At 46.7% G+C, this 23,476-nt stretch carries 23 protein-coding genes and 3 pseudogenes; 4 read left to right on the top strand and 22 right to left on the bottom strand.

Translation table 11 applies throughout. The annotated features are described in order from the left end of the window. Positions 1-2: 2 nt before the first annotated feature. From H8S54_RS13595 to H8S54_RS19425, 4 genes are all read right to left on the bottom strand, one after another. Positions 3-374 (bottom strand): GntR family transcriptional regulator, encoded by a 372-nt coding sequence (locus tag H8S54_RS13595; protein ID WP_117853413.1) that lies wholly within the window; start codon positions 372-374, stop codon positions 3-5. Positions 375-557: 183 nt separating this feature from the next. Continuing rightward, positions 558-1,850 carry a dicarboxylate/amino acid:cation symporter gene (locus H8S54_RS13600; RefSeq protein ID WP_173765817.1) on the bottom strand — a complete coding sequence of 431 codons (1,293 nt, stop codon included), beginning with the start codon at positions 1,848-1,850 and terminating at the stop codon, positions 558-560. Position 1,851: 1 nt separating this feature from the next. Beyond that, positions 1,852-2,700, bottom strand: coding sequence for a dTDP-4-dehydrorhamnose reductase (rfbD, locus tag H8S54_RS13605; RefSeq protein ID WP_186901661.1), 849 nt, complete (start codon positions 2,698-2,700; stop codon positions 1,852-1,854). Between the two features lie 69 nt (positions 2,701-2,769). After that, positions 2,770-2,886, bottom strand: a complete 117-nt coding sequence (locus tag H8S54_RS19425; RefSeq protein WP_408610285.1) for a DUF6783 domain-containing protein — start codon at positions 2,884-2,886, stop codon at positions 2,770-2,772. Between H8S54_RS19425 and H8S54_RS19430 the strand changes: the two are divergent. Continuing rightward, positions 2,864-2,926 (top strand): annotated as a pseudogene (locus H8S54_RS19430) (DUF6783 domain-containing protein); the annotation flags it as partial. The gene H8S54_RS19425 and the pseudogene H8S54_RS19430 sit on opposite strands and share 23 nt — an antisense overlap. A 40-nt stretch (positions 2,927-2,966) precedes the next feature. Next, positions 2,967-4,745 carry an outer membrane protein assembly factor BamB family protein gene (locus H8S54_RS13610; protein WP_021924641.1) on the top strand — a complete coding sequence of 593 codons (1,779 nt, stop codon included), beginning with the start codon at positions 2,967-2,969 and terminating at the stop codon, positions 4,743-4,745. A 75-nt stretch (positions 4,746-4,820) separates the two neighbouring features. Here H8S54_RS13610 and H8S54_RS19080 read toward each other — a convergent pair. Then, a pseudogene (locus H8S54_RS19080) lies at positions 4,821-4,871 on the bottom strand (DUF6783 domain-containing protein); the annotation flags it as partial. Between H8S54_RS19080 and H8S54_RS19085 the strand changes: the two are divergent. Beyond that, positions 4,848-4,949 (top strand): annotated as a pseudogene (locus H8S54_RS19085) (DUF6783 domain-containing protein); the annotation flags it as partial. The pseudogenes H8S54_RS19080 and H8S54_RS19085 sit on opposite strands and share 24 nt — an antisense overlap. Here the strand turns inward: H8S54_RS19085 and rsmH are convergent. The 9 genes from rsmH to deoC form a co-directional block, all read right to left on the bottom strand. After that, positions 4,939-6,033, bottom strand: a complete 1,095-nt coding sequence (gene rsmH, locus H8S54_RS13615) for a 16S rRNA (cytosine(1402)-N(4))-methyltransferase RsmH (protein ID WP_202031032.1) — start codon at positions 6,031-6,033, stop codon at positions 4,939-4,941. The pseudogene H8S54_RS19085 and the gene rsmH sit on opposite strands and share 11 nt — an antisense overlap. A gap of 78 nt (positions 6,034-6,111) precedes the next feature. Next, a complete protein-coding gene (gene udk, locus H8S54_RS13620) occupies positions 6,112-6,735 on the bottom strand; it encodes a uridine kinase (protein ID WP_021924638.1) in 624 nt (207 codons plus the stop codon). A gap of 10 nt (positions 6,736-6,745) precedes the next feature. Further along, positions 6,746-7,666 (bottom strand): carbohydrate kinase family protein, encoded by a 921-nt coding sequence (locus H8S54_RS13625; RefSeq protein WP_173765815.1) that lies wholly within the window; start codon positions 7,664-7,666, stop codon positions 6,746-6,748. A gap of 26 nt (positions 7,667-7,692) precedes the next feature. Further along, positions 7,693-8,514, bottom strand: coding sequence for a purine-nucleoside phosphorylase (locus H8S54_RS13630; protein ID WP_021924636.1), 822 nt, complete (start codon positions 8,512-8,514; stop codon positions 7,693-7,695). A 15-nt stretch (positions 8,515-8,529) separates the two neighbouring features. Further along, positions 8,530-9,258, bottom strand: coding sequence for a Crp/Fnr family transcriptional regulator (locus H8S54_RS13635; RefSeq protein WP_186901662.1), 729 nt, complete (start codon positions 9,256-9,258; stop codon positions 8,530-8,532). 50 nt (positions 9,259-9,308) lie between these two features. Next, the gene (locus H8S54_RS13640) at positions 9,309-10,499 is read right to left on the bottom strand and encodes a phosphopentomutase (RefSeq protein WP_186901663.1); all 1,191 of its coding nucleotides are present in this window, start codon (positions 10,497-10,499) and stop codon (positions 9,309-9,311) included. Between the two features lie 76 nt (positions 10,500-10,575). Beyond that, on the bottom strand, positions 10,576-11,556 hold the full coding sequence (gene add, locus H8S54_RS13645; protein ID WP_021924633.1) for an adenosine deaminase: 981 nt from the start codon (positions 11,554-11,556) through the stop codon (positions 10,576-10,578). Between the two features lie 17 nt (positions 11,557-11,573). After that, on the bottom strand, positions 11,574-12,026 hold the full coding sequence (cdd, locus tag H8S54_RS18315; RefSeq protein WP_408610286.1) for a cytidine deaminase: 453 nt from the start codon (positions 12,024-12,026) through the stop codon (positions 11,574-11,576). Positions 12,027-12,095: 69 nt separating this feature from the next. After that, complete coding sequence (gene deoC / locus H8S54_RS18320; protein WP_021924631.1) at positions 12,096-12,761, bottom strand: deoxyribose-phosphate aldolase; 666 nt, start codon at positions 12,759-12,761, stop codon at positions 12,096-12,098. A 74-nt stretch (positions 12,762-12,835) separates the two neighbouring features. Between deoC and H8S54_RS19090 the strand changes: the two genes are divergently transcribed. Next, a complete protein-coding gene (locus H8S54_RS19090; RefSeq protein WP_334298068.1) occupies positions 12,836-12,901 on the top strand; it encodes a DUF6783 domain-containing protein in 66 nt (21 codons plus the stop codon). A gap of 64 nt (positions 12,902-12,965) precedes the next feature. Here the strand turns inward: H8S54_RS19090 and udp are convergent, their stop codons facing one another. The 8 genes from udp to H8S54_RS19095 form a co-directional block, all read right to left on the bottom strand. After that, positions 12,966-13,736, bottom strand: a complete 771-nt coding sequence (gene udp, locus H8S54_RS13655; RefSeq protein WP_021924630.1) for a uridine phosphorylase — start codon at positions 13,734-13,736, stop codon at positions 12,966-12,968. Between the two features lie 99 nt (positions 13,737-13,835). Continuing rightward, complete coding sequence (locus tag H8S54_RS13660) at positions 13,836-14,777, bottom strand: ABC transporter permease (RefSeq protein WP_021924629.1); 942 nt, start codon at positions 14,775-14,777, stop codon at positions 13,836-13,838. Then, positions 14,777-15,907, bottom strand: coding sequence for an ABC transporter permease (locus H8S54_RS13665; protein WP_186901664.1), 1,131 nt, complete (start codon positions 15,905-15,907; stop codon positions 14,777-14,779). Before H8S54_RS13665 ends, H8S54_RS13660 begins: the two co-directional genes overlap by 1 nt. Next, positions 15,900-17,441, bottom strand: coding sequence for an ABC transporter ATP-binding protein (locus tag H8S54_RS13670; protein WP_186901665.1), 1,542 nt, complete (start codon positions 17,439-17,441; stop codon positions 15,900-15,902). The genes H8S54_RS13665 and H8S54_RS13670 overlap by 8 nt, the downstream gene beginning before the upstream one ends. Positions 17,442-17,658: 217 nt before the next feature. After that, positions 17,659-18,825 carry a BMP family ABC transporter substrate-binding protein gene (locus H8S54_RS13675; protein WP_021924626.1) on the bottom strand — a complete coding sequence of 389 codons (1,167 nt, stop codon included), beginning with the start codon at positions 18,823-18,825 and terminating at the stop codon, positions 17,659-17,661. A 222-nt stretch (positions 18,826-19,047) separates the two neighbouring features. Next, the gene (locus tag H8S54_RS13680; RefSeq protein WP_021924625.1) at positions 19,048-20,073 is read right to left on the bottom strand and encodes a transglutaminase domain-containing protein; all 1,026 of its coding nucleotides are present in this window, start codon (positions 20,071-20,073) and stop codon (positions 19,048-19,050) included. Positions 20,074-20,200: 127 nt separating this feature from the next. Continuing rightward, the gene (locus H8S54_RS13685) at positions 20,201-22,774 is read right to left on the bottom strand and encodes a PEP/pyruvate-binding domain-containing protein (protein ID WP_173765805.1); all 2,574 of its coding nucleotides are present in this window, start codon (positions 22,772-22,774) and stop codon (positions 20,201-20,203) included. Between the two features lie 188 nt (positions 22,775-22,962). Next, on the bottom strand, positions 22,963-23,334 hold the full coding sequence (locus tag H8S54_RS19095) for an IS66 family transposase (RefSeq protein WP_334298067.1): 372 nt from the start codon (positions 23,332-23,334) through the stop codon (positions 22,963-22,965). Positions 23,335-23,476 lie beyond the last annotated feature (142 nt).

Below are 23,476 nucleotides of genomic sequence, written 5' to 3' on the forward strand. Positions count from 1 at the left end.
ATCTACTCCTCCATAATAAGCTCAAACAGTTCCCGGATCTCTTCCTCAGACAATCCGCTGATCCGCGCTTTCCGGATCACTTCCTCCAGTTCTGTCTCAATCTCCCGCTTCCGCTCTTCCATAAGAAGTCCCTGGTTATTCTTGGCAATAAAGCTGCCTTTCCCATGCACCGTAACCACGAACCCCTCTTCCTCCAGAAAGTCATACGCCTTCTTCACCGTAAGAGCACTAATCTTCAGCTCCTTCGCCAAAGTTCTCACAGAGGGAAGCATTTCCTCTTCCTTTAACGTCCCGTCAATGATCATCGCCTTAATCTGATCTGTGATCTGCTCATAAATTGGCTGCATCGACGAGTGATTAATTATGATCTTCATGTGACCCCTCCTTATGCAAACAGCATATAACAGTATTATACTGTTGTCAAGTGTTATATGCTGTTTATTTTCAATTAATTCATAGTTACTTTGAACACACTGCCCCTCCCAGGCGTCCGCCTTCGCCACACAAAAAAAGACGTGCATACCTGAGTCTAAACTCACATACACACGCCAATATTTTTATTCAGCTTTATTAAACACTTCTTTATCCACAGCCCCATTCTGGCAAGCCACAATGGTCGTGCAAACTGCATCTCCTGTAATATTAACGGCTGTTCTGGCCATATCCAGAATACGGTCAATACCCATAATAATACCGATTGCTTCCACCGGAAGACCAACAGAGTTAAATACCATGGTCAAGGTCACAAGACCAACACTTGGAATACCTGCTGTACCAATAGAAGCCAGAGTCGCCGTACCGATAACGGTTACATAATCCATAGGTGTCAGATGAATTCCAAATGCCTGCGCTGCAAACATAACCGCAACACCCTGCATGATAGAAGTACCATCCATGTTAATGGTAGCTCCCAGCGGGATCGTAAAGGAAGAAATCTTTTTGGAAACACCCATTTTCTTATGCAGCGTATCGATGGAAAGAGGTATTGTTGCATTGGATGTTGCCGTGGAAAAGGCAAAAGCCATAACCGGGAAAAATTTCTTGATAAATCTGACCGGATTCAGGCCGGTAAATGCCTTGAGCAAAATCTGATACACTCCAAAGCACTGGATTGCCAGCGCGATCAGTACCGCAATCATATATTTCGCCAGCGGAATAAACGCACTGAAGCCAATATTGGCAAAAGTTCTTGCAATAAGACTGAATACACCGATTGGTGCCAGACTCATAACCATCATGGTCATTTCCATCATAATGTCATTAAACTGACTGATAAAGTTGGCAACCACCTCTGCGCGCTCTCCAAGCTTGGCAAGGATCACACCAACGACCAGGGCAAATACGATCACCTGAAGCATCTCGCCATTTGCCAGAGCTTTAAAAGGGTTGTCCGGAATAATATTCAAAATGGTCTGTGCCAGTGAAGCAGACTCCATAGTTTCAATGTCAGAAGCATTCACCTGAATCTTACTCATGTCAAGACCGATACCAGGTCTTAAAAGGGTTCCGATTCCAAGGGCAACTGCAACGGCCACCGCAGTAGTAACCAGATAAAATGCAAGAGTCTTGCCGCCTACATTTCCCAGCTTCTTGGTATCTCCGATTGCCATACTTCCGCAAACCAGAGAACAAAATACCAATGGAACAACCAGCATTTTCATGAGGCGGATAAATCCCTGACCCAATACATAAAGAACGCCTTCCACGATCACGTCATTTTTAATATTACCATCCGGAACCAGATAATGAAGAACCATTCCGGTGACAGCACCAACGATCAGTGCAATAAAAATCTTACTGGTCAGACTGATTTTCTTTTTCTCTTTTGCATTTTCTTTCTTTGCTCCCATCTTAGCCTTCCATCCTCTCTTTCATAAATTCTGCCAGAGATTCTTTCCAATCCGGCATGTCGTATACATCAATAATGCGAAGAATGAAATTATCAAGAACTGCATATGCAGGTCTTGCAGAGGACAGATCTGACTGCGGCGTGGGAACCGGATTCAGCTGTTCTTTTTTTCCGGAAAGCCGAAGTACTTCCTTTGCAAATTCGTAACGGCTGCAAACGCCCATGCAGGTAGCATGATAAGTTCCGTATTCATTAGTGCGGATCAAATAAAGAATGATTCTTGCCAGATCCCTGGCACTTGTAGGAGAACCATACTGATCTTCTGCAACGGATAAGGCCTGCCCTTCATCTGCTGAGGCAAGCACGCGGTTTACAAAATTATTTCCGGTTCCGTATACCCAGTTGCTTCGGATAATAAAGTGCTTGTGGGTGAATTCCTTCACATATTTTTCTCCTGCAAGCTTTGATTTTCCGTAAACGGTGATAGGATTGGTATCATCAAATTCTGTATAAGGCTTTTTTCCCAAGCCGTCAAAAACGTCATCTGTAGACAGCTGTACCATCTTTGCCCCGGTTTTTCTTGCCACAATACTTAAGTTACGGGCACCCAGGGCATTTACGCGGAATGCATGCTCCGGCTCTTTTTCGCAAAGCTCTACATCGGTAAGTGCCGCACAGTTGATGATCACGTCCGGACGGTTGATCTCACCGAAACGGAGCACTTCATCGGTTTCTGTGATATCGAGCTCATTCTTATCTGTATTCAGAGCTTCAATCTCCAGCGGATTCAGCACTTCATTGATTGCTTCGCCAATCTGGCCTTCTGATCCTACGATCCATACTTTCAGCATTTCTCTTCCTCCTTTATCTCTGTCAAATGCATCGATTTCATCGCACAATTAATATTATTTTAGCAATGTTCAATAGTATCTGTCAAGGAAAAAGATTGCCCGGCCAGCCTTGTATTTCCATGCGGCAGGCTGTATAATCTTAGAGCGTGTTTGAAAAAGGCTTTCTGCAAGATGTGCGTCACAGATTGCAGGAATGATTTTTCAAACACGCTCTAGCATCTCTTAAAAGGTTTTTTCAGCTTTAATGAAATGGAAGGATTTACAGTATGAAACGAAAAATAGGAAAACGAAAGCGGCAGCTTAAAAGAAAGTACCTAATGAAAAAGCAGCTTCTCACAGGCGGGATTCTGGGCGCTGCAGCCCTTACCGTTTTTGGTGCCGCCCGGCTTGTGGGGAAAATCAAAGAATCTGCCAACACCGTCTCCATGGTTGCAGCCACTTCCGGGGACAGCGGGCTTAATATGGAACAAACCGACTCCCTTGCAGAGGTAAAGGCAGCTATGGCAAAGCCTGCCAGCTTTTCCCCCGCCTGTGTGGAATCCACAAAGCCCTCCCTTTACATAGATTCCACAGCCATCGAGGTAAATGGGCAGACCCTGGCAAATCTTTCTGATTACCAGTCTGCTGACACCCATTCCTTTGATGCAGGGATCAGCTACACAGATGTGGACGGAATCGTCACCTTCCGGGGCAATAATTTCCGCGACACCGCCTCCTATGGAAACACCCAGATCAAGGAGGGCAAAATAACAGATCTCTGGACCGCCAGCACAGGTTCCATCACGGTAGGCGATGCTACCTGGTCGGGAAGCGGCTGGACCGGACAGCCTCTTATGGAAAAATGGTCCAAAGAAGCCAAACAGTCCATGAACATGTACGACTGGGCCAAAGAAAAAGACGACCTTGTGGAAGTGATCTACGCCTGCATGGACGGATATGTGTATTTCCTGGATCTGGAAACAGGCGAGCCGACAAGAGAGGCCCTTTTCCTGGGCTACACCTTCAAGGGTTCCGGTGCACTGGACCCAAGAGGCTATCCAATCTTATATGTAGGTGCCGGCTACGACAGCAATGAAGGAACCGCCAGGGTTTTCGTGGTCAACCTTCTGGACTGCAGCGTCATGTACACCTTCGGAAATAACGATTCTTTTTCCCTTCGCGGAAACTTAAGCTATTTTGACTCCTCCGCACTTGTGGATGCGAATACCGATACTCTGATCTATCCTGGGGAAAACGGCATTCTCTACCTGATCAAATTAAATACCAGCTATGATCCAGCGGCAGGCACCCTGTCCATCGCCCCGGACCCGGTTGTGAAATGGCATTATTACGGAACCAGAACCAGTGTTGCTTCCTACTGGCTTGGCATGGAGGACAGTGCAGCCATCTACGACGGCTATATTTTCATGTCCGACAATGGCGGCAATCTGATGTGCCTGGATCTGAACACCCTGCAGCTGGTGTGGGTACAGGACATTCTGGATGACTCCAACTCCTCCCCGGTGCTTTCCGTGGAGGACGGACATCTTTACCTGTACATCAGCACCTCCTTCCGTCTTGGATGGCGAAGCAATTCCACAGCGGAAGTTCCGGTATGGAAAATTGACGCCGAGACCGGAGAGATCATCTGGCAGAAATCCTACGAGTGTTCTTCTGAGGACGGGGTCTCCGGCGGCGTCCAGTCCACCATCGCAGTGGGTAAAGAGGAATTGTCCGACTACATTTATGTGACCGTAGCCAGAACTGGAGGCCAGGCCGAGGGCGTCCTTGCCTGCATTGACAAAAATACAGGGGAAGCCGTCTGGGAGCATGCTGCTGCCTATGCCTGGTCCTCTCCTGTATGTGTGTACAATCCCGACGGCAGCGGCAAAGTGCTCTACTGCAACAGCACCGGACACATTTATCTTCTGGACGGAAAAACAGGAGAGGTTCTTGACTGCCACCAGATCAGTGAGGGAGTCATCGAAGCATCTCCTGCTGTCTATCAAAGTTATATGGTCGTGGGAACCCGCGACTGCAAAATATGGGGAATGGAACTGCAGTAATGCGGTTTCTCCCCCATTTTTCAAACAGGCTCTAGAGCATGTTTGAAAAAGGCTTTCTGCAAGATGTGCGTCACAATTTGTGGGAGATTTTGCCCGGATGAGGGCGTCGTAGCGGGCTACGACAACCGAATTCGGGTGAAATATACCGCAAAGTGGGGCGTGCAGATTGCAGGAATGATTTTTCAAACAGGCTCTAGGCTTTAATCGCCCATCTCATTTTTGTAGACCGTGCGCGGCCATTCTGTGCACATTCCTGTGCGGACGGACGAATTACATCTTTGGCGTAATCGGAATAAATTCCTGCCTTATATCCTGCCTTTAACGCTTTTTTTACCAGCTTGTCTTCCCCGGAATGGAAGGTCAGGATAGCGGCTCTTCCGCCTGGCTTTAAAGCATCCGGCAGCTTTTCCATAAATTCATAGAGGACCTCAAATTCCCGGTTCACATCAATTCGAAGAGCCTGGAAGGTACGCTGGCAGGTCTTCTTGATGGTCTCCTTCTTCTCTTTCTCCGGAAGGAAATCAAGGGTCTTCTCAATCACCTGGCGAAGCTTGGTGGTGGTATCCATGTGGTTTCCTCTGCGGATCTCATCAGTGATGGCCTTTGCCAGTTCTTCACAGTAGGGCTCGTCAGAATTCTCATAAAGCATTCCGGCAAGCTCGTCTCTTGTGATGGTCTCAAGACGCTCTGCGGCACTGATCCCGGCCTCCTGGTTCAGACGCAGATCCAGAGGTCCGTCCACCTTAAAGGAAAATCCTCTTTTCGGGTTGTCGATCTGCATGGAAGAAACGCCAAGGTCTGCCAGCAGGAAATCAAAGCCTCCCACTTCCTTTGCAATCTCATCAATGGTGCAGAAGTTCTGAAGCTTAATAGTGAGAATGTCCTCCCCAAATCCCAGCTCTTCCAGGCGCTTCTTGGTCTTGGCGGCTTCCTCATGATCCACATCTGTGGCATACACATGGCCTTTTCCCTGAAGACACTGAAGCATTGCCTTCGTATGGCCTCCGTAGCCTAAAGTAGCGTCAAAGCCTACCTGTCCCGGCTTGATTTCCAGGAAATCAAGGATTTCCTTTACCATAATGGAAATGTGCATGCCAGCAGGAGTGTTTCCTTTTTGCATCACATGCTGGATGGTATCCTGGTATTTCTCCGGCTGAAGCTCCTTATATTTCTCTTCGAATTTCTTCGGGTATTTGCCCTTGTAGCGCACACGTCTTTTGTGAGACTGCTGTGCGTCCTGTGAAGCAGCTTCCTGCCCCTCGTTGGAAGTTTTTATTTTCTCAGTCATTTCTGTCTCCTGTAGCTTTTCATCATTCTGTGACATCTGCATCTCCTGTAAAAGGTTCTAAGTCATGCTTTTTTCTTATCAGCCCTGTTTTCTTTTCTCCAGCTCCATGCTGATCTTGGAAACAAACAGGTCAAATGCCACATCATTTTTACCGCTGTTGATCACAATGTCTGCCTTGGAACGGGTAGGCTCTACATAAAGGTAATGCATGGGCTTCACCGTATTCAGATACTGGTTGATGATTCCGTTTAAGTCCCTTCCGCGCTCTTCCACGTCCCGGGAGATCCGGCGAAGGATACGCTCGTCTGCATCCGCTTCCACATACACCTTGATGTCAAGAAGCTCCCTCACCCTTGGATCTGCCAGAAGAAGGATTCCTTCCACAAGGATCACCGGACTTGGGGTAATGTGAAGAATCTTATCGGAACGGTTGTGCTGGGAATAATCATAAACCGGGCATTCTATGGATTTTCCTGCCTTCAGAAGCTTCAGATGCTCTACCAGAAGCTCGGTCTCCAGGGAATCGGGATGATCGTAATTGACAGTTACCCTCTGTTCAAAGGGAATTCCATCCTGTCTGCGGTAGTAATTGTCGTGATAAAGCACCACCACATCATCCCCGAAATGCTCTTTAATCCTGTTTGTAAATGTTGATTTACCAGAGCCGGAACCTCCGGCAATTCCTATAATCAGACTTTCCATTTTTTCGCTCCTACCTGTCAAGGCCGAATTCTTCCGGCATAAATCTTGGGCAAATGTTATCAGATGTACAAATAACTGTAGAGGAAAGGCGGGTGCCGATGGCGCATGCCTCTCTTAAGGTCTTGCCGTATGTCAGTCCTACGCAAACACCTGCGAAAAAGGCATCTCCTGCGCCTGTGGTGTCCACCACATCCACCTTCTTGGCCGGGTAAACACCGTGATTTCCTTCCTGGTCTGCGTAGGCTGCGCCTTCACTTCCCATGGTAACCACCATCTTGGGAATGTGCGCTGACTGGATGCGCTTTGTCAGGCACTCTGCCATTTCCTCCGGGGAAAGGCCGTCATAATCTTCAGAAAACAAAATTCCGGCCTCCTGCTGGTTGCAGACGAAGCAGGCTGTTTTCCGAAGAAAATCCCTGCGCTCCATGGCAATGGTCATGTTGGAAACCAGTGCGTAAACTTTTTTGCCGTATTTCTCCGCATAGTGGAAGGTTTTCTTCACGATTTCCTTGTCAATGTCAATCTCGATCACCACGCTGTCCGCATTCTGGAAGATCTCGTCTCCGCATTCCTCCAGAATCTGCTCAATGGGGCGGTGATCCGGTCTCTTGGAAATGGATGCCACCACATCCCCGTCCTGGTCAAAAACAGCCAGCCAGGTTCCCATGCCGTTTGGCACCTTGCGCATAAACCTGGTGTCTACCTTGTGGCGATCCAGCTTGCGGATCACTTCCTCGCCCATGGCATCGTCATCCACCAGACTGACAAATGTGGGCTTCAGCTCTATATTGGCAATATCCTCTACCACATTTCTTCCCACTCCGCCGTGGATCTGCTGGATTTCTCCCGCATTTCTTCCGCCTGGAATAAAAGGCGCTGTAGAATACCCTTTCACATCGATAAAAACATCACCGATTACAACAATTCCCATACTTTCTCTTTCTCCTTTGTTACCTGTTACATATTCACAATAATTTCTGTTACCAGTTCCTTGAAGGATTTGGCAACCCGATCTGCAGTCTCCTGGACTTCCTTGTGGTTTAACTCTTCCTTTGAAATTCCGGCTGCCATGTTGGTGATGCAGGAAATCCCGCAGATCTCAAGGCCCATGTGACGGGCTGCCATCGCCTCGCAGGCAGTGCTCATGCCAACAGCGTCCCCGCCCCAGATGGCTGCCATTTTCACCTCAGCAGGAGTCTCGTAGTTTGGTCCTGTAAACTGCACGTAAACACCCTCCTGAATGGAAATGCCGCATTTTTTCGCTGAGGTGCGGATCACATCCTGAAGCCGTCTGCTGTACACCTCACTCATATCCGGGAATCTGCAGCCAAGCTCCTCTATATTAGGTCCGATAAGAGGGCTTGGAATTCCGGTTGCAATGTGGTCTGTGATCATCATGAAATCCCCCGGATGAAAGGATGGATTCACGCCGCCTGCTGCATTGGTGAGAAACAGCTTCTTCGCTCCCATCATGCCCATCAGTCTTGCGGGAAGCACCACATCGGTCATAGGATAGCCTTCATAATAATGCACTCTTCCCTGCATGATCACAACCGGCACCTGTTTCACATAGCCGAATACAAACCTTCCCTTGTGTCCTGCAACTGTGGAGGTTGGAAAACCTTCAATTTCTGTATAATCAATTGTGGTCTCAATCTGGATCTCATCTGCATAATCACCAAGCCCGGAGCCCAGGATCAGCGCCACCTCCGGTTTAAAATCTGTTTTTTTTCTGACACTTGCAAGGCAAGTTTCAAGCTTCTGATATAAATCGTTCATGTACACCTTCTCCTTTTATACGCTGCCTATTTTCTCATCTACAGTTCTTTTCAGGCCTCTGTATTGTTTCTCGTTAATCCAGATCTGATTGCCTTTTTTGGTGATCAGATCATCCGCCTGAAATTTTTTGATGGCACGGCTGATGCTTTTCAGGCAGAGACCTGTCTCATCTGCCAGATTCTGACGGCTCTCATTGATGCAAAGCTGCTCATTTTTACTGTATTTTTCAAACCAGTCCGCAAACAGCACAGCCAGCCGGTCTGCACCTTCCAGAAACAGGTACAGCCGGTTCCGTCTCTCCTCCTCCAGAAGGGAAGCGCAGGTAAGCCTTGCTTCCGTGCGAAAGGCTTCCGTATCTGAATAGATCCATTTCTCATACTGGGCTCTTGGAAGCTTGGTCACAATGCATTCTGTCTCTGTCTGCAGGGTAGTCTGGTAGGTGTCCTGCCCCAGGATCACTTCCATTCCACCAAGTGCGATCAGATTCATGGGCTTCATAAAATCGTAGGCAATGCCAGACACCCTGTAGTCTGTGGCTTTGACCCTTCCCCTTGCCACAAAGAAAATAGTGTCTGCAGGCTCATTTTCCCGGATAAAGGTGATGCCAGCTTCCATCACCTCGCTCTGGAACAGATCCATCAGCCACAAGGGTGCTGTGCGGAAATAAGCTTCAAACTGTTTCTGTTTCTCTCTTTCCAGTTCCCGAAGAAACGGAAGTACATCATGCAAGTATGTGTGTTTCATATAGTTTCCTCATATTCTGCTGTCTGGAAGCATATCTGAAAAATGCTCTCTTAAACCAGCTTCTCCAAAATAGAGTGTCCGATGGTTCCCTCCGGCATTTTAACCTGGAAATTATCTGCAACAGAAGCGCCGATCACAGCAAAAGTATCTTCGTTTTCGATGGCTCCGCCCTCTTTCATCTGCGGGGAATAAGCAAGGAATGGAACGTATTCTCTTGTATGGTCTGTACCTGTGTAGGTGGGATCATTTCCGTGATCTGCCGTCAGGATCAGAAGGTCATCCTCCCGAAGCGCTTCAAGAAGAACGCCCAGGTTTTTATCAAATTTCTCAATCTCTTTGCCGTAACCTTCCACATTTCGTCTGTGTCCCCACAGGGCATCGAAATCAACCAGATTGACAAAGCAAAGTCCCTTAAAGTCTTCTTTGCTGATGGCAATGGTCTGCTCCATGCCGTGTACGGAACTGTTGGAATGATAGGTCTTTGTGATTCCCTCGCCGCAGAAAATATCGTTGATCTTGCCTACGCCGATCACATCCAGTCCTGCATCCTTAAGTGCATTCAAGGTGGTTAAGCCAGTTGGCTTCAGGGCATAGTCGTGACGGTTGCTGGTGCGCTTAAACTCGCCTTTCTTTTTACCCACATAGGGTCTTGCAATGACGCGGCCTACCCGCCACTCATCCTTCATAGTGATCTCACGGGCAATCTCACAGCAGCGATACAGGTTCTGAAGGTCAAAGGTCTCCTCATTTCCGCATATCTGAAGGACAGAGTCTGCGGAGGTGTAGACGATCATGGCGCCTGTGTTGATTTCTTCTTCGCCCAGCTCTTCAATAATCTCCGTGCCGCTTGCGCTTTTGTTTCCAATTACGCGCTTGCCGCAGCGCTTCTCAAGCTCTGCGATCAATTCCGCCGGAAATCCGTGATCTGTAAAGGTGATAAAGGGTTTGGTTGTTCTGATTCCCATCATTTCCCAGTGCCCGGTCATAGTGTCCTTGCCGTTGCTGGCTTCTGTAATGCGCATGTAGCGGCCCATAGGATGCTCCACGCCTGTCATATTTCCGGCAGGATGCAGATTTAACATTCCCAGTTTTCTTAAATTTGGTATTTCCAGGGAACCCATTTTATCCAGAATATGTCCGAAGGTATCCACTCCCACATCACCAAACTTTTCGGAATCCGGCATAGCGCCGATTCCCAGAGAATCCAGGACGATCACAAAGATCCTTTCATATTTTTTCAAAATAAAATCCCCCATTTCTGCTGCTTTTTTTTTTTTTAACAGAATTGCCTCTGCCATGTTTTATTCAACAGGTCATTTATCGGCCTATATACAGTTTTCTGTGTAGTTTCTCTTTGACTTCTTCGCCTGCAAATGCAGTGTCTGCCGCATTTTTCATAAGGATCAGAATCTCCTCATCTGTAATTCCATAGGTTTTCTGAATGAACTGCAGTTCCTTGGTCAGCGTGGTATTGCTGACGGTGCGGTTGTCCGTGTTGATGGAAACCTTCAGGTCTGCATTTAAAAATTCACAGATGGGATACTGGGCAGTGCTCTGTACTGCCTTTGTCTGCAGGTTGCTGATGGGGCACATCTCAATTCCGATGCCCATCTGTGCAAGCTCCTTTTGCAGATCAGCGTAACCTCTCATGGCAATTCCATGACCGATTCTGCCAGCTCCTGCTTTTACAGAATCCACAATGTTCTGCACGCTTCCGCACTCTCCTGCATGGAGAGTAAAGGGCATTTCCAATTTGCAGGTGTCTGTAAACAGCTCCATGAACTGTGACATTGGGTAGGAGGCTTCCGCGCCTGCCAGGTCCGCGGCGCACACTCCATATCCCAGATACTCCCGGGCGGTTTTGATCATGCGGCTGTTGTCCTCCTGGCTATGATGGCGCATGGCACAGGTGATCACGCCGAAGTCCACGCCGAAATCCTTTTTGCCGCGCTCAAGACCTTTTAAAAGTGCTTCGATCACTGACCGGCAGTTCATGCTCTCTGTCTCGGATAAAAGAGGGGCAAAGCGGATTTCCGCATAGCACACATTCTCCTGGCTCATGCTTTTCAGCACGTCATAGCCAGCCCCTTCTAATCCCTTCTCATCCATAATGCACTGTCCGGGAAGGGAAAATTTTTCAAGGTATTCGGCCAGGGAGGTGCAGTCATCTGATACGCTAAGTTCTTCTGGCTGTACTGCCCGTCCAAGTCTTGATTCTATAAATTCCCGGCTGAGGGAGCCGTCCAGGTGGCAGTGAAGCTCCACCTTGGGGAGGGCCTTTAATTCTTCTGTTGTCATAATTTATTCTCCTACGGTCAGGCCAGATTAGTGGGGCCAAAGCCCAGAGGAAGCAGTTCCTTTAATGTGTAAATGTCGTAGTGCTCCTTGTCCACTGCCAGAATGATCTGGAAGGTTTCGGGATTGCAGAACTCCATCATCACCTGTCTGCATACTCCGCAGGGAGCTGCATATTCTGTAAGAACGCCCTTTTTTCCGCCTACTACGCAGATTGCCTGGAATTCCTTAACGCCTTCGCTTACAGCCTTGAAAAAGGCGGTTCGCTCCGCGCAGTTGGTGGCGGTGTAGCCTGCGTTTTCAATGTTGCAGCCGGTGTAGGTCTGACCATTTTTTGCCAGCAGGGCTGCGCCTACTTTAAAATTGGAATATGGTGTATAAGAATATTGCAGCTGCGCTATGGCAGTATCGATTAATTTATTTCTGATTTCTTTTTCCATTCTCACACCCCTTGTTTCTTTTTCATATCGCAACGGTTTCGTGTTTTCACCATTACGTGCCAAAATGCATTCCAAATTACCTTCGGTAATTGCATCTTGTAATCAATAGCCGGTAGCTTTCTCGTTCTTTACAATCTTGATAATACGGCTGGTTCCCAGTCTGTCGGCGCCAAGAGATAAGAATTTCTCAGCATCCTCAAGGGAGGAAATTCCGCCTGCTGCTTTCATCTTCACATTTGGTCCGATGTGTTTGGAGAACAGCTCAATGTCTGCGAAGGTAGCGCCTGCGCCGCCAAAGCCTGTGGAGGTTTTGATATAGTCTGCGCCTGCTGCGGTTACGATCTCGCACATTTTGATTTTTTCCTCGTCTGTGAGGAAGCAGGTCTCAATGATCACCTTCAGGATTTTTTCTCCGCATGCTGCTTTCAGGGTGCGAATCTCTTTCTCGATCAGGTCGTATTTCTTGTCCTTGAGCCATCCAATGTTGATGACCATATCGATCTCAGATGCGCCGTTTGCAACGGCATCCTTTGTCTCAAATTCCTTGGCTGCTGTGGTCATGTAGCCATTTGGGAAACCGATGACTGTGCATACTGCCATTTTTCCGTCTACATATTCTGCTGCCTGTTTTACGTAGCTTGGGGGAATGCATACAGATGCTGTTCCATATTCCATAGCATCGTCACAGATCTGCTTGATTTCTTCCCAGGTAGATGGCTGGAGAAGAAGGGTATGATCTACATGTTTTAAAATTTCTTTTACGTCCATTCTGGTTCCTCGTTTCTTATATTCTCTCTATTTTCAATCTGCCTGGAGCATGTTTGAAAAAGGCTTTCTGCAAGATGTGCGTCACAATTTGTGGGAAATTTTGTCCGGATGAGGGCGCCGTAGCGGGCTACGGCAACTGAATTCGGGCAAAATATACCGCAAAGTGGGGCGTGCAGATTGCGGGAATGATTTTTTAAACAGGCTCTAGTCTTCTTTGATCAGCTTGCGGACAGCTTCTACTGCCACGCGGATTGCCATATCTGTATCGTGCACAACCGGGTTATCCAGTCCAAGCTTCTCTCTTTCCTGGTTTGCAAGTACCAGGAAGCAGGAGCCGGCTCTTGCGCGAAGCTTGCCTGCAGCAATGAAAAGGGCTGCGGATTCCATCTCGGAAGCCAGACATCCCATCCGCTTCCAGGCTTCCCATTTATTGATCAGCTCGTAGCCAACAGGCATGGCCTCCGGCTCGTGCTGTCCGTAAAAGGCATCCTTGCACTGTACCACGCCTGTGTGGTAGGAAAGTCCTTTTTCTTTTGCGGCTGCTACAAGGGCGTTTGTTACGTCCAAATTAGCTACTGCCGGATATTCGATAGGCGCATATTCCCGGCTGGTGCCTTCCATGCGGACGGCTCCTGTGGCAATGACGATATCGCCGCTTTTTACCTCCGGCTGCATTCCGCCGCAGGTTCCAATGCGGACAAAGGTGTCAGCGCCGCAGCGGGACAGCTCTTCCATTGCAATGGAGGCGGACGGGCCGCCGATTCCGGTGGAGGTTACACTGACCTTCACACCGTCTAAGGTTCCTGTATAGGTGATATATTCCCGGTTGTCCGCAATGAGAACCGGATCATCAAAATACTGGGCGATCTTCACGCATCTTTTGGGGTCGCCTGGCATAATCACATAGCGGCCAACCTCCCCTTTCGCCACCTGAATATGATACTGCCTGCTGGCATCCTCTGAGTAATTTTTCATAGTGTCACCTTCTCCTAATAATTTACTCCAATTTTACTCCGATACTACGGATTGCTCCGCTGCTGCGCAGCTCCCGCAATCCTCCAGCCATTCGGAGGTTTACCTCTGTCCCTTATCGTACGGAATACCTTCCGCCTTTGGTGCCCTGGAGTTCTTAGATACGAATACAAGGACGATCAGGGAAATGATGTATGGGAACATGTTGTACAGAGTACTTGGAAGCTTCAGTGCAACCAGTGCATCAAAGCCTGTGTATACGTTGGACAGGGCACGGAACAGACCGAACAGAAGGGCTGCCAGTCCGATGTTCACCGGTTTCCACTGTCCGAAGATCATAACCGCAAGTGCAAGGAAGCCAAAACCTGCAACTCCGTTCTCGAATTTCCACTCGCTGACGCCGGCTGTGATATAAACCAGTCCGCCAAGTCCGCCAAGAGCGCCGGAGATCAGAACGCCTGCATAACGCATTTTGAACACATTGATACCTACAGAGTCAGCTGCCTGGGGATGCTCGCCGCATGCCATAAGACGAAGTCCGAATCTGGTTTTGTATAATACAATATAAGAAGCGATCAGGATCAAAAGAGCAAACAGCATGAACCAGCTGAACTCAAATTTGCCGATTCTTACCAGGAATGCTTTCTTTGCCACCTTGTAAGCAACTGTGGAAGAAACGTTGTCCGGGTTCTCTGCCATGTTGATGGCACGCACGATAACAACTGCTGCCGCAGGTCCAAGAAGGTTCAGGGCAGTTCCAACCAGAGTCTGGTCTGCATTAAAGTTGATGGCAGCTACGCCAAGAAGCAGGGAAAAGACCATTCCCACCAGTACGCTTGCCAGAACAACCAGAAGGATCACAACCGCTGCCGGAGCAGATTCCGGAAGATATTTCATCATCAGGGCACCGCCAAGTGCTCCCATAACCATAATTCCCTCAAGACCGATATTGATTACACCGCTGTGCTCAGAAAAACAGCCGCCAAGTGCTACGAGAATCAATACAGAAGCAAATATTAATGTATACTGAATCAATAATAACATTATTTTTCTCCTCCTTTTGCAGCTTTTTTCTCATCTCTCTTATCGAGATAACGGTTTAACCAAAGTTTGAAGAAGAATACAAATCCGCACAGATAAATAATAAATGCGGAGATCAGATCAGAGATCTGTGCACAGTACATGGTTTTGTCTACGTAGCTTCCGCCGCTTGTAATGTGCTGGATAAAATAAGAGGAGAAAATCGCTCCGATTGGGTTCAGACCTCCAAGGAATGCTGCCGCGATTCCGTTAAAGCCCATTCCCGGAACAGTTGTCTGCTGTACCATCCAAGTCTCAATTCCGCTGAGATAGAATACAGCTGCGCCAAGTCCTGCAAGGCCGCCAGCGATCATCATGGTTACGATGGTGTTTCTCTTCTCTTTCATACCGCAGTATTTTGCGGCATTTTTATTCATACCGGTTGCGCGAAGCTCAAAGCCGAATTTGGTTTTCTCCAAAAGTACCCACACGGCGATCGCCATCACGACAGAGATAATAAGACCAACGGAAACGAATTTATTTCCGGAAAAGATCTCATCCAGACCGCAGTTTGGAAGAAGGGCACTTTTGTTTCCGCTGGAAAGGTCCACAGTATATGGGGTGGACTCGGATTTTACCTGAGTCAGAAGCATGTTTACCACATACAGGGAAATCCAGTTCAGCATGATACAGGAAATAACCTCGTTTACGTTAAAGTATGCCTTCAATGCACCGGAAACGCCGCCGATCAGCGCTGCAATCACAATGGCTGCGATCATGCATACATACCATGGCATGCCAAGCTTCAATGCGAAATAAAGGGAAGCACCGGCACCGACTACATACTGTCCGGCTGCTCCAATGTTAAAAAGTCCAACCTTATAAGCAAACAAAACGGACAGGGAACACATCAGAAGGGCAGATGCCTTTACCAGTGTGGTTCCCATGTATTTCAGCATGGCCTTCTGGCTTGGATAATAAAAATAGTTTTTCAGGATCGCGGTGATTGCCCCTGCAGCACCTTTTGGATTGATGATCAGAAGCACCACATATCCGATCAAAAGACCGATTACAATGCAAAGCAAAGAAGCAATGATGGTCTGAAATGCATTGTTTCTCAGAATGCCTGCTTTCTTTTTGGAATCATTATTCATTGCTCTTTGTCTCCTTTCTCTTTGATCCTGCCATGTAAAGACCAAGCTCCTCTACAGTTACCTTCTTCGGATCAAATTCTCCTACGATTTCTCCCTCATACATAACCAGGATGCGGTCAGATACATTCATAACCTCATCCAGCTCCAGGCTTATGAGAAGAACGCCCTTGCCTGCATCTCTTGCCTGAACCAGCTGCTTGTGCACATGCTCGATTGCTCCAACGTCCAGACCTCGGGTAGGCTGTACTGCGATCAGAAGCTCCGGATTCTTGTCAATCTCGCGGGCAATGATGGCTTTCTGCTGGTTGCCGCCGGACATGGATCTTGCCTTGGTGACAGCGCCCTGGCCGGAACGGATGTCGTACTGCTCGATCAGGCGGTTGGCATATTTGCGGATTTCCTTTCTCTTAAGGAAACCGAATTTGTTGGTAAACTGGGGTTCAAAATATCTCTGAAGAACAATGTTGTCTTCCAGGGAATAATCCAGTACAAGGCCATGTTTGTGACGGTCTTCCGGGATATGGCTCATTCCAGAGGTAAGGCGCTCACGGATTGGCATGTGGGTAATGTCTTTTCCATTCATGGTGATGGTACCGCTCTTAATCGGTTCCAGGCCGGAAAGCCCGTAGACAAATTCTGTCTGTCCGTTTCCGTCGATTCCGGCGATACATACGATCTCGCCTCTGTGAACCTGAAGGGAAACGCCGTTCACCGCATTGTTTTTATGGCACTTGGAGCCTACTACCATATCCTTCACATCAAGAACCACTTCTCCTGGATTTGCTTCGTCTTTTTCTACAACGAAGTTTACGTCTCGTCCTACCATCATGGCGGAAAGCTTCTCCGGATTGGTGTCCTTAATGTCTACAGTACCGATGTATTTGCCCTTTCGAAGGACAGTGCAGCGGTCTGCGACCTGCATGATCTCGCCCAGCTTATGAGTGATAAACAGAATGCTCTTGCCCTCTGCTGCCAGGTTCTTCATGATCTGCATCAGTTCCTGGATCTCCTGGGGAGTGAGCACTGCGGTAGGCTCATCAAAGATCAGGATCTCATTGTCACGGTAAAGCATCTTGAGGATTTCTGTTCTCTGCTGCATACCAACTGTGGTGTCTTCAATGATGGCGTCAGGATCTACAGACAGACCGTATTTCTGGGAAAGCTCCATCACTTTTTTACGTGCGCCGTCTTTTTGAAGAAAACCATTCTTTGTGGTCTCCACGCCAAGAATGATGTTGTCAAGAACGCTGAAGCATTCTACCAGCTTGAAGTGCTGGTGCACCATACCAATTCCAAGGTCGTTGGCATCATTAGGGTCCTTGATCTCTACCTTTTTGCCGTCCTTGCGGATTTCTCCCTCTTCTGGCTGGTACAGACCGAACAGAACGCTCATCAGGGTGGATTTGCCTGCTCCGTTCTCACCAAGCAGTGCGTGGATCTCACCTTTTTTTAACTGAAGCGTGATATTGTCATTTGCGATGATTCCGGGAAAGCGCTTGGTGATTCCCAGCATTTCAATTGCATATTCACTCATCTTCGTTTTTCTCCTTCTTATTCATGGCAGAGTCACTGCCAGAAAGCATGGAACAGGCATCTTGCAAACATGCCTGTTCCGATAAAAAAGGGAAGTGGCCACTGCTCACTCCCCTTTCTATCACTTGCATGCCCCTTCTTTCATAGGACTATTAAGCCTTCCTGCCGGAACACTACCCGTGATTTATAACTGCATTTATCTATGCGGAGTAGTTGTCTTATTTGATGCTGCCGTAATCGTTTACTGCGATCTCAGTTTCCGGTAATGCAGTAATGTCGTTGCTTACTGTGATCTCGCCATTATATAATTTGCTTACAAGATCCTTGTAATCATCTACAGTAAAGTTGTCATCCCACTGTGTGGTATCCATTGGAAGCTGTACGTAGTTGTCTTCTGGATTCTCGGATACAAGACCAAGGTTGTCGATTTTTCCAGCATAGTCAGATTCCCAGTTACCGTCCTTGATTGCGTCAAGTGCAGTCTTAACAGTCGGTGCAAGACCTTTCATAGCGGATGTAACTGTGATGTCCTCGCCAATGATTCCGGACTGGTCGGAGTCAACACCGATTACCTTGCCGTCAACCTTAGCTGCTGCTTCTGCTGCAGATGTGTAGATTCCGCCGCCGCATGCGAATACAACTTCAACGCCCTTGCTGCCGTACCAGGTATCCATGTAAGCTGTGATGTCTGCGTCGCCGTAGAACTGTCCGCCGCATACATACTCAAGTTCAACCTCGTCTGTGATTCCAAGCTCTTTTGCTGCTTCATCAGCACCCTGGATGTAGCCATATCCGAAACGGGTAACGGCCGGTACAGACATTCCGCCAAGGAATCCAAGATGTTTGTATCCAAACTTCACTGCTGCGTATCCTGCCATGTATCCGGAAACCTCTTCCTGATAAGTACAGCAGTATACATTGTCTGCATTGTAGTAATCCGTTACTTCATAATCGTCCGGATTGTAGGTGTATCCTTCGCCAACACCTTTCTCGCAGATATCGCCTGCACTTACGTCTGGTGCGATGAACTTCACATCCGGGTACATCTCGGATTGCTCTACGATGGTAGCTGCGAACATGTAGCCAGGAAGAACGATTACGTTCGCGCCGTCTGCTACAGCCTGGTCAACACTTGCGTTACGTGCCTCATCGGAGTCACTCTCTGGTTTGTAATAGTTGAAGTCGCTTCCATTGTCAGCTGCCCATTCCTTACATGCCTCGTAAGTAGTCTGATTAAAGCTCTGGTCTGTGATATCACCGGAGTCAGTAACCATGGCGATCTTCATGTCGGATGCCTCTGCCTTTACCTCTGTTGCTCCATAAGCTGGTGCAAGGGAAAGTGCCATTGCTCCTGCAAGCACCATAGCTGCAATTCTTTTCTTCATTTTATATTTTCCTCCTTTTTATAATATCGATCCTGATAGTCTTACAATGACATATGTCTCACTTTTAAGACAGGACTCATGTCCCTTTTTCATTGTTTATTTTAATTTTTGTATAATTCGGCCAGTTTTTTTAAAGTTTTTTCATGCAATATTTTTGTTTTTCAAAATTCTAAAAGAACTTATGTCCCTTTTAGTTTATTTCAGTTTTCTTCCCGAAGCAGGCTATTGCCGCTCTCCTTCATTCGCTTCTTCAAGAGAAATCTTTTCCGGCAGCTGTGTGTCTGTATACTCAAGCCGAATAACTGCCTGAGGCCAGTTTATGCTGACTCTTGCAGTTTTATTTCGTTCTGCTCCTGCCTTTCGTATCAGCTCCAGAAGCTCGTCTAACACTTCACGGGTAAGATAACCGCCTCTCCAGTGAAAAATCAGGACCTTTCCCTTCTTAGCTGCCTGAAGGGAGCGCTTGTATACGTCTTCCTTTTTGGTAAAGGAAAGCTTTTTTTCTTTATAATAAAAATGATCATGATCCGTGCAGGAAGGCGCCGGTGCGATCAACGGTTCATGATCCCGAAAAATCTGCTGATCATCCAGATTAAAATAGTCATAACGGATTTCTGAATTATGGTGATCTGTCCCAAGACTATTATCGAAGGTGGCATCCAGATGATAATATGTCCCCTCTGTTTTTACAATATTCCAGGTATGACGGTACTTGATTCCTTTTTCCGGATTATTCCCGCAAATAGCAATCATACACCACACTCCCAATGCATCCAGAAGAACCTTTACTGCTTTTGCAATGCCTTCACAGACTCCTACGCCCTGACCCAGAGGACCGATAATTTCGTGGGAATAAGGTTTTTTCAGCTTATCATAACGAACATTTTCACAAATAAAATCATGTACATACTTTTCTTTTTCCCACTGGGAAAGCTTCATAGCAGGGCGGACAAGCTTTTCCACACGGGCTTCCATGGCTTTCTGATGCTCCCGGATCTTATTTTTGTCAAATAAATACTCAGGGATAAAAATCAGATTAGGGGAATCTTTATAATAACGGTACTTGAAGCTGATGACCCAGAAGATTTCCGGATGATCCAGCCGCATCTGGAAAAACACGTTGTAAAGCTCCTCCCCTGCAAGCGCCGGGATCTGAATTTCATCTGCAAGGTTCTTCACCCCGGCAAGGATGCTGTGATAAGCCGCCTGCTGGGGTTTGGTCATATGATTGTAGTAGTATGGTTCCATTTTGTTCTCTTTCTTCGTATAACTTTTTTCTAATTGTAGTATAACATTATTTTATTCTACTGTCATGCCGGGAGTCAAGCGGATATTCCAAGTCCGCTTCGCTGCTTGCTTGATTTGGTTAAATGTTTTATTTCCGGTACAACACCAGTTTTTCATTTTGCAGGTCGTTGCACAATTCACAGGAAGCTTTGCTGGTATCATATACATGAGCAACTCCCTTTAGATCCGGATCATCTGTATAGAAATCTATAATATCCGGAAAATCAGCCAGCTTTTCGGGTGCAAACCGAAGTGTCTTTTCATTTGAAAATACTGCTGTATACAATATTTCCGCTTCAACCAGATCCTGGAAAATATGGCTTCCATAGGAAAGCTCCGGGTTATATCCAACAGATTTCTCCTCTACCTCACAAATTGCTTCAAACTCACTGATATCTGCAAAGGTTGTGGGAACACCAAGCTCTGGGGAAGAGGTTCCGATGCGGCCCGGCACGATCAGAAGCATATGCTTGTTCTTCCCCTTATTTTTCCAGTTTACTGCACCGATCAGCTTCGCTGCTTTTACTTTTTTTGCATACGGCATATTATAATAAGCTACGGGATCTATCAGAACAATAGTATCTATCTGCGTCTTCCTCGATAACCCCATGGAAGAATGTACATTTTCCAGAATAATATTTTCTTCCGGGATATTGTCCGGAATTTCCACATTCCCCGTATCCTTAAACACCTGCAATGGTCGGCACTGCAGCAGATTTATAGAGTATTCTCCTGTTTCAGATAAGTTTACCGTAAACTCAATGTCAACAGGATAGTCATATTCCTTCTGAATCAACTGCATGATCATTTGTATCTGCTGCATGAGAAGCTCTTTTTTTACAAGACCGCCGCATGAAATAAAACGGACCTCTCTGTTTATTCCTCTCTCCCTCATGGAAGCCTCCACCTCAAAATCATGTTCCAGAAGAAGTTTGCCCAGATATCCCGGAATATAAGCTTCAATCTGGTCCAGCTCCAGCTGTCTCAGACAGTGTCTGGTTGTATCCACAACTTCTATTTTCCGCTGTGAAAACTGATGTTTCTGGGCAATAGTCGTGCAGTTTGTTGCCTGAGGCATATCAAGGCTGACAAGTCTTGGATAAGAGCCTTCTGTCCTGTCTACTGCCGACGTTCCCAGCCCCATAACTAATCTGAGCATTCCAGCTTTCGGATCGATTTTCTCCAAAAACTTGTACGGACTGTAGGAGTATCCTACCCCTGCTGCGCATGGCATATAATAAGAGCCATAGTAAGAACCAGATACACGCTGTACAAGAAGTGCCATCTGTTCATCACGTTTATCAAGCCCCCGCCTCTTTCTGTAATCCAGCGCAGACAAGCTCATAGAGCTTGCATATACGGTCTTTATGGCATTCTCGAATTCCGCAAGGCGTTCTTCCAGGCTTCCACGATTTGCGCAAAAAACAGATTCATATTTTCCTGCAAATGCGTTTCCGAAGCCATCCTCCAGAATACTGCTGGAACGCACAATAAAAGGATCCTGTCCATAATATTCCAGAATATGTAAAAAATGATTTTTCATTTCCTCGGAAAATACACCATTTTTCAGACGTCTGGCAAATTCTTCTGCCAGAGAAAAATATTCAGTTTCCTCTCTTTGACGAACACGGATATCCCAAAATCCATTGTCCACAATATATGTATAATAAACATCGGAACCTATAAAGAAAGAATCATGTGGTTCCAGTACCTCATTGATGTCCCAGGCCAGATTTCGCACAATTGCTCTGGAAAGCAGCATACCGCAGGCTTTTCCGCCTATCATGCCGGTTCCGATCATATGATTCCGGACACTGAAATAGTCTTCAGGAGAAAAATGCTTTTTTACCATAAGACGCATTTTTCTGTCTCTGGTCATCATAATATCGCACATTGTATTGCAGGCCTCTTCTGTATTCATGTGATTGTCATACAGCATCCTGGCAGTATTGAAAAAACGATCCCAGGAATCTGTAAACTGTTCTTCGCCTGGTCTTTGAAATTTGCTGAGAATCTGATAAAAACGGCTGGACTGCACGCCATCTCTGATCGGACGAAATGTTCTCAGTTCTTTGTTGTAAATATGTGGCAGAAACATGGTTTCTGAATCTCTGTTCCACACTTTTGCAGGACGTACATAGATATTTTTGGGATCAGAATATACATCCAGAAGTAATTGTGTTGTATTTAATATCTTTTTTACCGCATGAAAGGAATGCTTCCCTCTGATGATAGGGAAAAAGGCAACCGTATCCAGGGAAAAAAGGAACGGACAGGTTACACGAAAAAAGTTGCCCATCATCAGGTCTGTCGCCCAGGCTGTCTGAAGCTCTGATAAACAGTCAAAAATGTAAAAGGTATCAATACCTTCCCTTTCAATGACTTTATGTATTTCCACCGTAAAGTTTTCAAATTGATGGGACAGCGGAATCTCTACTCTTTTCACCTCAGGGCATTCTTTTACCAATAATTCATGGCTTGCAAATCGAAAATATACAATATTTCGTTTGTCTTTAATCGCCTGTTCTACATAAGGTTCGCAGAAATATCGAAATTCCTCCAAGTGAGATACCCTCCATACCACGTTATCCCCCAGCCTGATATTGTCAAGTGCCTGATCCATTTCCGGAATTCCGGAAAGAATTCTATCAAAAGCTGCCATATTTTACCTCCTCTCCGATAAAAAAAGACACACAGACTTTCCATCTGTGTGCCCCATTGCACAAACTCCCACTTTTGAATTCATTATAGAAAGAATGCACCTGAAAGTCAAGAATATTTCTTTCATAGGTTAGAGGGCATTGCCCTCTTTGTAACTACTCAGCCTGACGGCTGAGTAGTTTTAAAGTACTAAAAATAAACGGGGCAATATATGGCCCGTTTGCCTGCAAATATAATGTAAATACTTTCGAGTATCTGCATTTTTTTGCAGGTTTCTATAACGCTCATGATGTCACAATACAGTTTACTGCCACTTTCTTTTCTAAAACCATCTGACATCTTCTGATGAGTTTTGCATTTGCGCAGATTCCGTTCAGAATCATTATTATAAAATTTTACATCTGCATCCCGCAGGAACAGTTCTTTTCTGCGACTGTTCGCATCTGCTAAAAGATATATCATCTCCGTACTCCAGGAATTGCCTGTCTTATCCGAATTCTTTCTCAAGTATCGCAACAGATAGACATTACACTCTGCATGCTCATTTCCGAAATGATACATCAAGCGAAGTGTAGTAAAAATCTAAGTTAGCAACCACCAGTTCAACTGGTGGTTTATCCTTGGCCCTCCAAAGGGCCATTGTTACTGCTCGCCCCAAAGGGCGGTATCGCAAGCACTTTTACTGGCCCGCTATAAAGCGGTA

This window comes from Blautia segnis, assembly GCF_014287535.1.
GTDB lineage: Bacteria > Bacillota > Clostridia > Lachnospirales > Lachnospiraceae > Blautia_A > Blautia_A acetigignens.